The following is a 12,862-nucleotide window of genomic DNA, read 5'->3' on the forward strand; positions in this document are numbered from 1 at the left end:
AATCCCAACGCGCCGTCCAGCGCATCGCCGGCGGCGGGGATGACGTCGAGTTGCTCGCGCAGCGCCCGGACTCCCGCCAGTCCGCCGACCATCGCCACCGGGCCGTCCCCGGCCGCGCGGGCGGTCGCCGCGAGCGCCTCGGCGGCAGAGCGGATGATCGCCAGCGCCGCGGCGTCACCAGCTGCGGCGAGGACGTCGGGCGCGAAGGACGCCAGCGCTCCGGCACCGGTGAGTTGCGCGGGCCAGGTCTCCGGCGCGCCGAAGCGGGCGCGGGCGGCGTCAAGCAGTGCGGTGGACGGTCCACGGCCGTCGTGGGCGCGCAGCGCCGCGCGCAGCCCGGCGGCGCCGATCCACGCGCCACCGCCCTCGTCGCCCAGCCAGGGTCCCCATCCATCGGCGCTGCGCAGCGAGCCGTTTGCATCGATCGCGAGCGCCACGACGCCGGTGCCCACGATCAGCACGACGCCCGGCTCCCCGCCCAGTGCGCCCGCGTGCGCGATAACAGCGTCACTGGTCACCGTGACGCGCTCCGTCCGCAGCGAGGTCAGTAGCGAATCGCCCAGGGCTCGCGCCGCGTCCGGCGCCGTCAGCGCGCCGGCGGCGCCCACGACCACTTCATCAACCGGGCCGAAATCTCGCACCAGCTTGCTGGCTAAGGTCACAATCGCGGCCTCGGCCGCCCGCGCGCCGCCCGGCGCCCCGAGCCCGGGCGCGCCCACCCCCTCGGCCCTCCGGCCGCCTGCGGCGGCTCGGCAGGACGTCTTGCCGAGGTCGACGGCGAGGATCATCGCAGCTTCTGCGCGAATTCAATGATGTTGCCGTCCGGGTCGGCGATGTGCAGCGTCCTTTCACGCCAAGGTCGATCCACCGGTCCGGTGAGGATTTCGACACCGAGTCCGCTCAGCCTTTCCGCTTCCACATTTACGTCCTCGATCAGGAAGCCGATCTCACCACACGGCGGGCTGCCGCCATCGCGACCGATGAGCTCCGGCAGTTTCGAGCGTTCGAAAAGCGAGAATTTTGTGTTCTCCATTTCGAACTCCACATAGCCGTCGCCCTCGATTCGCACCCGGAGCCCGATCACGTCGCGGTAAAACGCCACGGACCGGTCGAGCGATTCGACATATTGGATGACGTAGTCCACACGACGCATGCAATGCACCGTATCGGTTTGCGCCGTGAGCTCGGCAAGGTTCAGCGACCGGTGAATATCGGAGCGCGGCGCTGGGCCGCTGCCGCCACGCCCTCACGGAAGTCAGCGGTCGCTGCAAGGCGCGTTTGTTCCTCGAGCTCGTGGGCGGTGGCGGCCGCGACGGCCTCGGCAAGTCCGGCGCGCATGGTGGTGCGGATGCTCGTGAGCGCCAGGGGAGCCGAAGCGGCGATGCGCTCAGCGAACCGAACCGCCGCCGGGCGAACATCGCCGTCAGCGGCGAGCTCATCGAAAAGTCCTGAGGCATAGCCGATTTCACCACCGAAACGCTCACCGGTGAGCATCCACTCGAGTGCTTTTTGCTGGCCGACGACACGGGGCAGCGTGGCGGTGATACCGAAGCCGGGATGAAACCCGAGCCGGCTGAAATTGGCCGCGAATTTCGAGGAGGGTGCCGCCACCCGGAAGTCTGCGCTGAGGGCAAGCCCGAGCCCGCCGCCGATCGCGGCGCCGTGCACCGCCGCGACAACCGGCTTGCGGGCGCGGAACAACCGGATGGCCTGGGGATAAAGCTCGCCCGGTGACGAACGATTCTCGGCGGGCTGGGAGAAGTCGGCGCCGGCGCAGAAGTGTTTTCCCTCGGCGCACAACACGATCGCGCGGCACTCGATGTCGTCGTCGAGTTGCTCGTAGGCGTCGGCGATGCGCGCGATCAAGCCGGTGTCGAAGTAGTTGTTCGGGGGCCGATGGATCTCCACCATGGCCACGTGGCCGAGGAGTTCGATGGTCACATCGACAGTGGTCATAGCTGTTCCAACAGTTCGCGCACGGCGGCATTGAATATCTCGGGCTGATCCATGTTCGCCGCATGCCCGGCGTTGTCGATGACAAGCTTGCGGGAATTGGAGATCTTGCGGTGCATGTAGTCGGCCGGGGCCAGGAAGTCGGAGTCTTGGGCGCCGACAACCACCAATGTGGGCACCGTGATGCGGTCGAGCGACGTGATCACGCGAGCGTCCTTTTGAGCCATCACACCGCGGGCGGCGCGAGGCAGTCCTTCGGGATGCGCATGGACCGCCTGAGCGAGTTCCGCCGAGGCGTCGCCGCGCCCTTCGCCGCGCTCGAGCTCTCCAGCGCGGCGTTCCACCCACGCGTTCCACTTGTCGCGTGCTTCGTCATTGCGATAGCCCGGTCCGGTGTCGACCAGCACCAGCCCGGCCACGCGCTGCGGATGGACGAGGTGGAAGGCCAGGGATAGGTAGCCGCCCAAGGACATTCCGCCGAGTACGGCGCGATCGGCACCCGCGGCGTCGAGAATGGCCGCCATGTCGGCGACGCAAAGCTGCTCGGTGTAGCGCTCCATGTCGTCGGGAGCGTCACTGCTGCCATGGCCGCGCTGGTCCCAGACGATCACCGGGCGGTCGACGCTCAAGGCATCGATATTGGGATTCCACATGCCCGCGGTGGCGCCGAAACCATGGGTGAGCAAAAGGGGCAGGCCCGTCGAGTCCTGGTTGTGCACCTGGTAGGCCAGCATGACCCCGTCTGGGCGCCGCAGCCGGTTCACGACACCACCTCCGACCCTGACTGGATGGCTGGGTACAGGGCATCGGGCCCACCGGTGACCAGGGCAGCCCCGAGCCGGTCCGCCCAGCGGTGATGCCCTCCGCCTTCGTCTCGCCACGCCCAGAGCCGACGGGTCAGGTAATGCAACGGATACTCCTTCGTCATACCGATAGCGCCATGCGTCTGGTGGGCGGCCGCGGTCACCAGCCGCGCGGCCCGGTCGGCAAGCATTTTGGCGCAAGCGATCTCGAAGCCGCCCCGGCCGAGTTCAACCGCTTCGACGGCACCGTCGATGGCCGATGCGACCACGGTGGCCTGCTGGTGGATGGTCACCAGATGTGCCTGCACGGCCTGGAAGCGACCGATGGGGCGTCCGAATTGCTCACGTTCGCCGCTGTAGCGCAGTGTCATTGCCGCGACGGCACTTACCGCGCCGGCCATCAGCGCGGCTCGCCCCAGCGCGGTGCGCTCCCACAGCGTCTGCTCGGAAACCGCGCCGGGTGCGTCGGCGCGCGCGGATACCGGTTCACCGTCGAAAATTATTGTGTCCCTTGGCTCGTCCGCGAGATTTAGCCCGCGGCGGACGGCCGGACCACCTTGCGCCGCGGGGCCCGGCGCGACCACGACGACGCCGCCGAGGAGTGCGATGACATGCTCGGCGCGGTGCCCCCACGCGACGGCCGGTGCCGCGCCAAAAAGCCGGTCGCCCTCGAGACGGAGGGCTGGGGCGGGAGGCAGCACCGTGCGAACACCGTTGGGCAGTGTCAAACCGGCAGACGCCAACAGCCACCCACCGACCAGGCCGGCTTCGGCCAGGGGGACCGGTGCCGCGTGTGCTCCCGCGGCCCGCAGCAGTTGGACCGCATCGCCAACGCTGCCCCCGGCTCCGCCCAGCCCCTCCGGGACGGGGACGTCACTGAATCCACTCTGCCGCAAAGCGTTCCACAATCCTGACACCCAACCGGCGGCTTCGGCTTCGCCGACATCCTCCCACCCGCTATGCGCGGCAAACAGTTTGGCTGCCGCGCTGTACAGTTCGTTGTCGCTCATGCCAAACCTTTGGCCGCGACCGAGCGCAGTATCTCGGTGGTGCCGCCCCGGATGGTGAACGATGGCGCGTCCAACGTTGCGCGGCGTAGCAACCGTTCGAACAGCGACGTGGTCTCGACGTCGCAGACCAGCTCGCCGTCCAGCAAGTCCCGCAGTGCGCTGACGACATCCTGTTCGAACCGGGTGCCCATTTCCTTGATGAGCGCGGCATCGGCAGCCGGCGTGCCGCCGGCGTCAATCGCCCTGGCCACGCTCACCGATAGCCGCCGCAGCACCCAGTATTGAGCCGCGAGTTCGCCGATCAGCCGACTCCCGCAGCGAGTGGCGGAGAGCTTCGGGCACTCGCGCATGAATTCCTGGACGAGGAGGAAGGTCGAGATCCACCGGTCTGGCCCGCTGCGCTCGAAGGCCAACTCGCTGGCGTTCTGTGCCCAACCTTGTCCGATTTCGCCGATCACCATCTCGTCGGGCACCAGCACGCCGTCGAGGACCACCTCGGCGAAGTGGTCGGTGCTCCCGTTCAAGTAGGGGATCGGCGTAACCGTGACGCCGGGACTGCGCATATCGATCAGGAACCGGCTCAGTCCCGTATGACGTTCGCCCTCGCCGGTTCGACACAGCGCGATCATGTAGTCGGCGTGCATCGCGTTGCTCGTCCAAACCTTCACGCCCGACACTCGCCAGCCATCCCCGTCGCGCACACCGCGCGTACGCACCGAAGCGAGGTCGCTTCCGGCGTCGGGTTCGCTCATGCCGATACAAAAACACAACTCGCCCCGGCAGATTCGCGGCAACAGCCACCGCTTTTGGTGCTCGGTGCCGTAACGAAGAAGCACCGGGGCGATTTGCCGGTCGGCCACCCAGTGATGCCCAACCGGGGCGCCCCAACGCAGCAGTTCCTCGATGACGACAAAGCGGTCGACGGCGGTGGCGTCGCGGCCGCCGTAGCGCACCGGGACCGCCATGCCGATCCAGCCACGCTGGGCCAACGCGGCGGAAAACGACCGATCGACCCCGGCGCCCATCCCGAGGCCAGGCTCGAACGTTCCCCAGGGCAGCGTCTCGGTCAGAAATTCCCGAACCCGTTCCCGCAATGCCAGCTCTGCGGCGGTGTGCGCGGCAGGCGACGGGACCATACCTCGCAGGCTAACCGCCTACTCCAAAGCGACGAAAGCTGCCGCCTCGCTCGGGTACACGACAGGAGTTCGCCGAACGGATGCAAGCGCGTCTAGCGGGGGAGTTGAAGGTATCGATGTACGAGGGCGACCGCTATGCCGCCTTCACCGACGGATGCCGCGACGCGCTTTACCGATCCGGAGCGAACGTCGCCGACTGCGAAAATCCCGGGCGCGCTCGTTTCAAGTGTGAACGGCTCGCGTTCGACGTTCCAGTGACCGGCTTTCATCGCGTCGATCCCCGTCAGCACGAAGCCATGCTCGTCGCGCGCGATCTCCGAGGGGAGCCAGTCCGTCGTCGCTTCGGCACCGATGAGCACGAAGAGCACCCTCGCGTCCCGTCGAGATGTGGTGCCAGCACTTCGATCGATCACGTCGATCGCCTCGAGTTCTTCGCCCCCGAGCGCCGCGACGACCTCCGATCGCGTCTCCACCCGAATGTTCGTTTTCGTCGCGATCTGCTCGATGAGGTAGTGGGACATGCTCTCGGCGAGCGACTCGCCCCGCACGAGGAGCGTGACGGATCGCGCGTGGTTGCTGAGGAAAACGGCGGCCTGGCCGGCCGAATTGCCCGCACCGATCAAATACACATCGTTGCCCTGCGCCAGACCCGCGTCGCTGCGCGCCGCGCCGTAATAGACACCGGAGCCGACGAAGCGGTCGATCGAATCGACTCGGAGTCGTCGCCACTCCACTCCCATCGCAAGCACGATCGACCTGGTGCGCAGGACGTCGCCCCCATCCAGCGTGACGGTCAGGTGGTCGGGGTCGATGTCTTCGACATGACGGGTCACGACGATCTCGGCACCCAACCTTTTCGCCTGCTGCAGCGTCCGCGCCGCGAGGTCGTCGCCAGAGACGCCGAACGGGAAACCCGTGTAATTCTCGATCCGGGTCGAGGTGCCGGCTTGCCCTCCGGGGGCGAAGGATTCGATCAGTCCCGTCTGAAGACCCTCGGAGGCGCCGTTGACCGCCGCCGTCAGGCCCGCCGGGCCGCCACCCACGATCACCAAGTCGTAACGCGCCCGGCTTGGCTCGACGGTCAGCCCAGCGGCCCGCGCAACCGCGCGCATTGTCGGGGTAGTCAGCCGCGTGCCGTCGCGCAGCACCACCGTCGGATAGGCGGTGGGATCGTCTGCGGCGCCTTCCGGTGTCGCGGGATCGTCCGGGTCCAGGCGTTCGAAAGGAATCTGGTTGCGATGCAGGAAGACGTCGCAATGATGCACTCCCGGGTCGACACGCGGGCCGATCACGAACATTGCAGGCTCGCGCGGTTGGGCGGTGGCGTTTCTGAGCATCTCCATGCGCTCCAGTGCGGCGGCACCGACCATTTCGGAAATCTGGGGCGCCATCGCGGCGAGCGTGTGGAACACCTCGACCGTCATTTTCAATACCCGTGACGGCCCAACGGCTCGCATGCTGGCGGGCAACGGAGTACCGAGCGTCATCGGGATCTCGCCTCCAACTTCGCCCGGAAGTCGCACGCCGATTACCTGCTCGACTCCGTTCACCAGCTTCGTCAGCTCGGCCTTGCCGTCGACCACGATCGCAAGGGACCGGCCTTCGCCCTCGTGGCCTACGTACTCCCCGCCGATGAGGTGGATGTCCTCCACGGCGCCCGCAAGATATTCGAGTTCTTTGTCCCTGAGCGTCGAGAAGAGCGGAATCGTGGCCAGCTCTTCTGTGGTGAACATGTTTGCCTCCCAATTTGTTTCGCGCGACGCCACTGGTTCACGAGGCGCTTTCGCGGGTGGTGCCGACATTTTCAATGCAGGTATCGTCCATCGCACACCGTGGGCGGCACATGAGGCATCCGCCTCAGAATCGCGGGCCCATACGGGCGCCGCAGTCGTTGGATGGCTCAGTGCGACTTAATGTGGCCGATGCAGGCGTAAGGTTCGACCATGCACGTCGCGGGCAGCCCGCCGGATATCCGCTATGCCCAGAGCGGCGGCCTGAACATCGCATACTCGGTGACAGGACAGGGACCCGACCTCGTCGTCGCACCCGGTTTCATCTCGCACCTCGACATCATGTGGGAGGAACCGTCGGTCGTCCACTTCTACTCGCGACTCGCGTCCTTTCGTCGCGTCGTCACCTTTGACAAGCGGGGCACTGGCCTCTCGGATCCGGTAATGCACGCACCGACGTTGGAAGAGTCCGTCGACGACCTGTGCGCCGTCATGGACGCGGCCGGATGTGAACGCGCCGACCTCGTGGGCGTTTCCGAGGGTGGCACGATGGCGATGCTGACGGCAGCAGGCCACCCCGATCGGGTGAATGCGCTTGCCCTATATGGAACTTTCTCTCGCCTGCTCCGAGCGACTGACTACCCGCTCGGCGTCACCGAGGAGCAGCTGTCGGCGTTGGTCGAGGTGAGTGCCAAGCGTTGGGGGGAGGGCGTCGGACTGGGTGCATGGGCTCCGAGCCGGCGGGGCGACGCCGATCTGCGGCGGTGGTGGGCGCGGCTGCAGCGTGTCGCCGCCAGTCCGGGCATGGTCCGTAACATCTTCGCGCTCTATCCGCAGCTGGACATCCGCGACGTGCTGCCCGCGATCCAGGTGCCCACGCTCGTGCTCCACCGGCGTAACGACCGGATGGTGACGCTCGAGATGGGTCGTTACCTCGCCGACCGCATCCGGGGGGCCAAGTTCGTCGAGATCGACGGCGAGGACCACCTGTTCTTTACGGGCGATGCCGATGCCCTGCTCGATGAGATCGAGGAGTTCCTTACCGGCGTGCGGCCGCAGCCCCCGGTCGAGCGCGTCCTGGCCACGGTGCTGTTTACCGACATCGTCGACTCCACGAAGCGAGCAGTCGAGCTTGGCGACCAGCGATGGAAGGAGTTGCTCGGAAGGCACGACGCCCAGGTACGGCGCCAACTCGAGCGCTTCGGTGGCCGTGAGGTCAACACGACGGGTGACGGCTTCCTCGCCCGGTTCGATGGACCCGCCCGCGCGATCCGGTGTGCCATGGCGATCCGCGACGTGCTGCGGAGCCTGGGTCTCGAGGTGCGGGCGGGCGTACACACGGGGGAGGTGGAGTTGCGCGACGACGACATCAGCGGCATCTCCGTTAACATCGCCGCGCGTGTCGCAGCGGCGGCCGGGGCGGGCGAGGTGCTCGTCTCGCGCATCGTCGTAGATCTGGTCGCCGGGTCGGGTCTTGGCTTTGCCGCTGGCGGCGCGCACACCCTCAAGGGTGTGGCGGGCGAGTGGCCGTTGTTCGCCGTCGAAGGTTGACCGAAAGGGCGTACTCGCGACAGCTACGGCAGCTCAGGTGTCCTGGGCTCCGCGGTGCTCTAGTCCGGTGCGGGCCGATCTATCCGTGCATCCCAAATCGATTGGGTCTCAGCGCCGATCGAGGGATGGTGGATTTCCTGGAAGTTCCGTCCGCCCCGGCCGAAGGTGGCGACGACGGCGGCCGGCACGTCGTGTTCCAGGATCGGCATGGACAGCCACTCGCAGGGTCGTATGTGCACCAAATCCGCCGCCGCAGCGGCTTTGCCGGTGTCGTGGACGTACGGCCCCGAGATACGGCCCAACCAGAACCACCCATGGGGGTCGCGGGTCCACACGAACGAGCCGTCGTCGAGCTCGGCGAACCGAATGACCCGACGGGCGAGCCGCTCGCGTTCGGCCGACCGGCTCACGAATTGCCCGAACCCGCACACGCCGAGCCGCCGAGCGCGATCGATGGTGGCTTGGGGCTCGATTGCATCGTTGCGGGATCGCATCGGCGCGCGGTAAACGGCGACCACGAGAGACATCATGCCGCGACGCGGCCGCCCGATAGGAGCCGTTTTCCGGACTGTATTAGCCCTTCGGGGCGAGAACCACCACGGGAATCGGGCGCGACGTCTTCTTCTGGTATTCGTTGTAGCGGTTTTGATTGTTCTTGTTGACGATCTGCCATAGCCGCTGGTAGTCGGGATCGCCGGACAGCACCGGTCGTGCGGTGACGGCGAAACGTCTTGGGCCGACGTTGATCTCGACGTCGGGATTGGCCTTCAGGTTGTGGTACCAGTCGGGAGACTTGGGCGCACCGCCCTTCGAGGCGACGATCAGATAGTTGTCACCGTCGCGGGCGTAGGTCAGCGACGTCGTGCGTTGTTTACCGGTCTTCGCGCCGACGGTGTGCAGCAGCAGGCTCGGTATCCACAATGTGCGATGACCGATCCAGCCGTTCGTCTTCTGATAGACCGTGTCGTGCACCCGCAGCACCTGCGAGAAGACCCTTTCCACGAGATTCATGGCTACCAGTCTCACTCAGCGGCATCGCACTTCGCCAGTGCTGTCTTCACAGCGCCCCCGGCGTTAGTGGTGGTGCGGCGGTTGCTCGTCGCGCAGCCGGCGCTCGTCTGACGCCTCGCGCACCTGCTCCTCGTCGCCGAACCTCTCCACGTCCTCGGGCGTGAGGTGCACCCGCTTCGGTTGTGGCGTGGCCTTCGGTGGATGGTCGGGTTCACTGGGCATAAGGTGTCCTTCAATTCGGCCGCACTCTTAGGTCTCTGCTCGGGCGATGTTCTCGGCGATGATCTGACACGCCGTGTCATAGAAGGCGCTGATCAGGGTGGTGCAGAATGTACTTTTTGCACACCTGAAAGTTGTTGACCCGCGCGCGCACTCGTGGCGACAACTCATGTCGTCTGTCGAGTTTGGTCGTTCGCGGCTTTCGGGGCCCGCAGAATCCGAAGTCGATGAACGGCAGAGCGTTCAGCTGCGCGGGCGCGGTGATCTGCCCCTTCGTTTGGGCTACGAAATCGCTTGAGGCGCACAGGAACAGGTTCAGGTCGAAGGCTTTTAGCGCGATCAGCGTTGAATCCTGTAGCGGTCCGGGACCGAACACGACGTCGTAACCGTCCTTGATCGGGTCGACCATGTTGTCGACTGCTTGTGCCGGCGCGAATCCCTTACCCACCACTATCAGGGCGCGACCGACGAGTTACGCCGCGTTTTCGGTAATCCACATGGTGGTGAAGCGCAGTATCTCAGGGATGCCGTTGGCCAAATCGGATCCGATGGATTTCTCGAGTTTGCCACCGAGCAAGGGGATCTTCACTTCCACGCGCACGGCCGAGCGCAGTTGGCAACCGCCGTCATCCGTCGGTGCCAGCCAGGTCTCCATGTGACCAGATCCCAATCCACCGGACGCCGAGACGCTGGCTTGCCCGCGCACCCGCCGGTCACCGTCTGGCCGCCATATCTCGGTATGCATCAGCTTGAGGTCACCTTTGACGAGTTTGGTGACCAGCCCGGGTAACAGTTGACGACCGAAATGCTGGGTTGTGCTCACTGTCACCGTGCCGTCGGCGTCGACCACCAGCGAATCCAAGGTGATGTTGGTGGCATCGGCGATGCGGGCTACCCAATAGTCTTCGCGACCGAATGCGGCATGGATTTGTTGAACACTGGCGGGTGACTCGGTCGAGACGTCGAATGAGCGCGACATATCCATGCATTCTTGCAGAGTCGCGGTTCAGGATCGCTCGAAATGCTGATAATCGATGGGCGCCGTCCAGTGACCACCCCACCGCCACCCGCGGTCGGTGAAGACGCGCACCGCGGGGTCCCCGTCGTGGAGGAGTCCTGGCTCCCTTCGGCCGCGGTCCAGGTAGTTCGCGGCGTTTTGCGGCTGGAAGGTGCCGGTGGCGTCGACGCACGGGTTGAGACGTGGATTGACGTCGATCGCCCGACCATAGGCGTGTTGAGACCAGTGGCCGCTTCCCGGGATGCCTCGGCAGTTGAACGCCGACGTGTTGTCGTCCGCCATGGAGAGCTCGTCGTCGGCCGCCGCATAGTGGTCGGCTGTGCGGATCTTGTCGATCGGAAACCCAAGTCGGTACAGCTGCGCGAAGACCGTGATGACCTCCGGCACCACGTCCTGGTGCACGATCAGTTCACCGCGGTGCGTCTGTCCATCGAAACCGATGTGGTCGACCTCGACTCGTCGTAGCTGTGCGGGCCCCACCGGGCAGCCCGGTCGCCAGGTCGCGCCAAGCTCCGCGGCGCTGACCGGCCGAACGTTGCTATCGGCAGGCGGCGGCGGGGCGGCTGTCGGCGGCGGGCCGGCCGCCGACGACGCGGCGGACGATGACCTGGCGGCGGGGGGCGCCGGCGCGGCGGTGCATTGGGTCAACGTGACCCCGGCCGCCATCGCGCCCGCCAGCACGACAACCCATCGCCTGCCGGGCGTCAATGGGAATTCGTCCTCACCGCTCGCTCCAGACCGACTAGACCGCCGCGACCGGGCGTCGCGACACGTCCGCGGCCAACGCTACTGCACTCCGCCCCTAACCGGCTGCGCGACAGCCGGTTTGCTCCGAAACCGAAGACGTAGTGGATGCCATCAGGCCGTCGACTTACCCTTGCCGTATGCCGGTGGTCATTGGTAGGTGGAAGTTCCGGCCAACCTCGCTGCGCAAGACGGTCGTGGTCGCGATTGTGCTGCTCGGCCTCATCGCGGCGTCACCCTGGGCGTTTACGGCACACACACCAGTGGCCGAGCGCCCACAACAGCCCGCATACCCGCCTCCGCCGGCGCCTGCGCCGGCGGAGGTTCCGGCTGCGGTTCCCGGGCCCGACTTCGCGACCGTCTCCAAGCTGATGAACGACGCGATCGCGGCGGACGGGCTGCCGGGTGGCGTGGTGGTGGTCGGCCACGGCGGCCACGTCGCCTTCCACCAGGCGTACGGGTTGCGCAAACTGGCAGGCGAACCTGGGTTGGACGGGTCGCCCGCACCCGCGGAGCCGATGACCGAGGACACGATCTTCGACCTGGCGTCGTTGACGAAGTGCCTCGCAACTGCGGTCGCCATCATGCAGCTCTACGAACAGGGCAAGGTGGCGTTCGACGATCCGGTGCAGAAATATCTGCCGGACTTCAACACAACCAACGATCCACGGCGGGCCAAGGTCACCGTGCGTATGTTGCTCACCAACTTTTCCGGCGAAGGCATCGACGTCAGTCTCAAAGATCCTTGGGGGCTGGGCGCACCCGACAAAGCGGAAGGCATTCATCGTGCGCTCACGACGCCGCTGCAGTCGGGCCCGGGTGAGCTTTTCCGATACTCCGACATCAACTACATCCTGCTGGGCGCGCTGCTCGAAAAGACCACGGGCGAGGCGCAAGACACGTATGTCCAACGCAATGTCTTTGCGCCGCTTGGCCTGCAAGACACCCGCTACCTTCCCGCCGGTAAAGCATGCGGTCCCCACGTGGTGAAAGGCGCTGCCGTTGCCTGGTCTTCAGGGCCTACGGGAGGCGAGCCGGCGACTTGTCCCGCGGGGACTTGGAACACCAGCCTCCTGCCGCGGATCGCGCCAACGGCGCGCGACGAGGAAAGTAGAGACGACCCCGGCAAGAACCCGGATTTTTTTGCCCTGCTTCGGGGTACGGTGCATGACCCGACGGCGCGCCGCATGGGGGGAGTGGCCGGCAACGCCGGCGTGTTCTCGACGGCGCACGATGTCAGCATCTTTGCGCAGGCGCTGCTTGATCGGCTGGCCCGCCGCCCGAGCGAGTTCCCTTTGCGACCAGAAACTCTCGAGCTGATGACGACTCCCCAGCAGCCCGGCCATACCGCCGAACAAGTCGAAGCGGCAAACCGTGCCGCTCACGAAGCTCACGCTCCGAAGTATCCGGCGATCGAGGGGCAAAGCCTGTTTGGATTCGGCTGGGACATCGATACGGCCTTTTCCAGGCCACGCGGAAAGGTGTTTCCCGTCGGCAGCTTTGGCAACACCGGGTTCACCGGGACCACGCTGTGGATGGACCCCGGTTCAGACACCTACGTCATTCTGCTCTCGAACTCGATCCACCTACGGGGGAGCCCGCCGATTTCGAATCTCAGAGGCGCCGTGGCTACGGCGGCGGCTCAAGCCTTGCACCTCTACGGCGCCGGGCCATAGACCACGGCCTC

13 protein-coding genes and 2 pseudogenes are annotated in these 12,862 nt (G+C 66.2%); 2 read left to right on the forward strand and 13 right to left on the reverse strand.

Annotated elements, in window-relative coordinates:
- Window positions 1–59 precede the first annotated feature (59 nt).
- The 7 genes and pseudogenes from AC5Y4F_RS08975 to AC5Y4F_RS09005 all read right to left on the reverse strand — a co-directional run.
- Window positions 60–788, reverse strand: a pseudogene (locus tag AC5Y4F_RS08975) (BadF/BadG/BcrA/BcrD ATPase family protein); the annotation flags it as partial.
- Complete coding sequence (locus AC5Y4F_RS08980; RefSeq protein WP_067938764.1) at window positions 785–1,153, reverse strand: VOC family protein; 369 nt, start codon at window positions 1,151–1,153, stop codon at window positions 785–787. The pseudogene AC5Y4F_RS08975 and the gene AC5Y4F_RS08980, both read right to left, overlap by 4 nt.
- A gap of 41 nt (window positions 1,154–1,194) precedes the next feature.
- The gene (locus AC5Y4F_RS08985) at window positions 1,195–1,956 is read right to left on the reverse strand and encodes an enoyl-CoA hydratase/isomerase family protein (RefSeq protein ID WP_067938765.1); all 762 of its coding nucleotides are present in this window, start codon (window positions 1,954–1,956) and stop codon (window positions 1,195–1,197) included.
- The gene (locus AC5Y4F_RS08990; protein WP_499996083.1) at window positions 1,953–2,717 is read right to left on the reverse strand and encodes an alpha/beta fold hydrolase; all 765 of its coding nucleotides are present in this window, start codon (window positions 2,715–2,717) and stop codon (window positions 1,953–1,955) included. Before AC5Y4F_RS08990 ends, AC5Y4F_RS08985 begins: the two co-directional genes overlap by 4 nt.
- Window positions 2,714–3,766, reverse strand: a complete 1,053-nt coding sequence (locus AC5Y4F_RS08995) for an acyl-CoA dehydrogenase family protein (protein WP_499996084.1) — start codon at window positions 3,764–3,766, stop codon at window positions 2,714–2,716. Before AC5Y4F_RS08995 ends, AC5Y4F_RS08990 begins: the two co-directional genes overlap by 4 nt.
- The gene (locus tag AC5Y4F_RS09000; protein ID WP_499996086.1) at window positions 3,763–4,902 is read right to left on the reverse strand and encodes an acyl-CoA dehydrogenase family protein; all 1,140 of its coding nucleotides are present in this window, start codon (window positions 4,900–4,902) and stop codon (window positions 3,763–3,765) included. The genes AC5Y4F_RS08995 and AC5Y4F_RS09000 overlap by 4 nt, the downstream gene beginning before the upstream one ends.
- 92 nt (window positions 4,903–4,994) lie before the next feature.
- Window positions 4,995–6,635 (reverse strand): FAD-dependent oxidoreductase, encoded by a 1,641-nt coding sequence (locus AC5Y4F_RS09005; protein ID WP_067938783.1) that lies wholly within the window; start codon window positions 6,633–6,635, stop codon window positions 4,995–4,997.
- Between the two features lie 210 nt (window positions 6,636–6,845).
- On the opposite strand from AC5Y4F_RS09005, the gene AC5Y4F_RS09010 reads away from it, so the two are divergent.
- Window positions 6,846–8,183, forward strand: coding sequence for an adenylate/guanylate cyclase domain-containing protein (locus AC5Y4F_RS09010; protein ID WP_499996091.1), 1,338 nt, complete (start codon window positions 6,846–6,848; stop codon window positions 8,181–8,183).
- Window positions 8,184–8,242: 59 nt separating this feature from the next.
- Here the strand turns inward: AC5Y4F_RS09010 and AC5Y4F_RS09015 are convergent, their stop codons facing one another.
- The 6 genes and pseudogenes from AC5Y4F_RS09015 to AC5Y4F_RS09040 all read right to left on the reverse strand — a co-directional run bounded on the left by AC5Y4F_RS09015 (window position 8,243) and on the right by AC5Y4F_RS09040 (window position 11,097).
- Window positions 8,243–8,701 carry a GAF domain-containing protein gene (locus tag AC5Y4F_RS09015; RefSeq protein WP_082947474.1) on the reverse strand — a complete coding sequence of 153 codons (459 nt, stop codon included), beginning with the start codon at window positions 8,699–8,701 and terminating at the stop codon, window positions 8,243–8,245.
- 55 nt (window positions 8,702–8,756) lie between these two features.
- A complete protein-coding gene (locus tag AC5Y4F_RS09020; RefSeq protein ID WP_067931320.1) occupies window positions 8,757–9,194 on the reverse strand; it encodes a nitroreductase family deazaflavin-dependent oxidoreductase in 438 nt (145 codons plus the stop codon).
- 63 nt (window positions 9,195–9,257) lie between these two features.
- Window positions 9,258–9,416 (reverse strand): hypothetical protein, encoded by a 159-nt coding sequence (locus AC5Y4F_RS09025; RefSeq protein WP_197520468.1) that lies wholly within the window; start codon window positions 9,414–9,416, stop codon window positions 9,258–9,260.
- A gap of 27 nt (window positions 9,417–9,443) precedes the next feature.
- Window positions 9,444–9,831, reverse strand: a pseudogene (locus AC5Y4F_RS09030) (LysR substrate-binding domain-containing protein); the annotation flags it as partial.
- A 54-nt stretch (window positions 9,832–9,885) separates the two neighbouring features.
- Window positions 9,886–10,392, reverse strand: a complete 507-nt coding sequence (locus AC5Y4F_RS09035) for a DUF2505 domain-containing protein (RefSeq protein ID WP_067931327.1) — start codon at window positions 10,390–10,392, stop codon at window positions 9,886–9,888.
- A 27-nt stretch (window positions 10,393–10,419) separates the two neighbouring features.
- A complete protein-coding gene (locus AC5Y4F_RS09040; RefSeq protein ID WP_499996427.1) occupies window positions 10,420–11,097 on the reverse strand; it encodes a M15 family metallopeptidase in 678 nt (225 codons plus the stop codon).
- 218 nt (window positions 11,098–11,315) lie between these two features.
- Here AC5Y4F_RS09040 and AC5Y4F_RS09045 point away from each other — a divergent pair, with 218 nt between their 5' ends.
- Window positions 11,316–12,851 carry a serine hydrolase domain-containing protein gene (locus tag AC5Y4F_RS09045; RefSeq protein WP_499996097.1) on the forward strand — a complete coding sequence of 512 codons (1,536 nt, stop codon included), beginning with the start codon at window positions 11,316–11,318 and terminating at the stop codon, window positions 12,849–12,851.
- Window positions 12,852–12,862 lie beyond the last annotated feature (11 nt).

This window comes from Mycobacterium sp. NGS56 (assembly GCF_059812425.1).

Coding starts and splice junctions, on each gene's coding strand:
- AC5Y4F_RS08980 (WP_067938764.1), bottom strand. CDS start 1,153: ATGCGTCGTGTGGACTACGTCATCCAATATGTCGAATCGCTCGACCGG.
- AC5Y4F_RS08985 (WP_067938765.1), bottom strand. CDS start 1,956: ATGACCACTGTCGATGTGACCATCGAACTCCTCGGCCACGTGGCCATG.
- AC5Y4F_RS08995 (WP_499996084.1), bottom strand. CDS start 3,766: ATGAGCGACAACGAACTGTACAGCGCGGCAGCCAAACTGTTTGCCGCG.
- AC5Y4F_RS09000 (WP_499996086.1), bottom strand. CDS start 4,902: ATGGTCCCGTCGCCTGCCGCGCACACCGCCGCAGAGCTGGCATTGCGG.
- AC5Y4F_RS09005 (WP_067938783.1), bottom strand. CDS start 6,635: ATGTTCACCACAGAAGAGCTGGCCACGATTCCGCTCTTCTCGACGCTC.
- AC5Y4F_RS09010 (WP_499996091.1), top strand. CDS start 6,846: ATGCACGTCGCGGGCAGCCCGCCGGATATCCGCTATGCCCAGAGCGGC.
- AC5Y4F_RS09020 (WP_067931320.1), bottom strand. CDS start 9,194: ATGAATCTCGTGGAAAGGGTCTTCTCGCAGGTGCTGCGGGTGCACGAC.
- AC5Y4F_RS09025 (WP_197520468.1), bottom strand. CDS start 9,416: ATGCCCAGTGAACCCGACCATCCACCGAAGGCCACGCCACAACCGAAG.
- AC5Y4F_RS09035 (WP_067931327.1), bottom strand. CDS start 10,392: ATGTCGCGCTCATTCGACGTCTCGACCGAGTCACCCGCCAGTGTTCAA.
- AC5Y4F_RS09040 (WP_499996427.1), bottom strand. CDS start 11,097: ATGGCGGCCGGGGTCACGTTGACCCAATGCACCGCCGCGCCGGCGCCC.
- AC5Y4F_RS09045 (WP_499996097.1), top strand. CDS start 11,316: ATGCCGGTGGTCATTGGTAGGTGGAAGTTCCGGCCAACCTCGCTGCGC.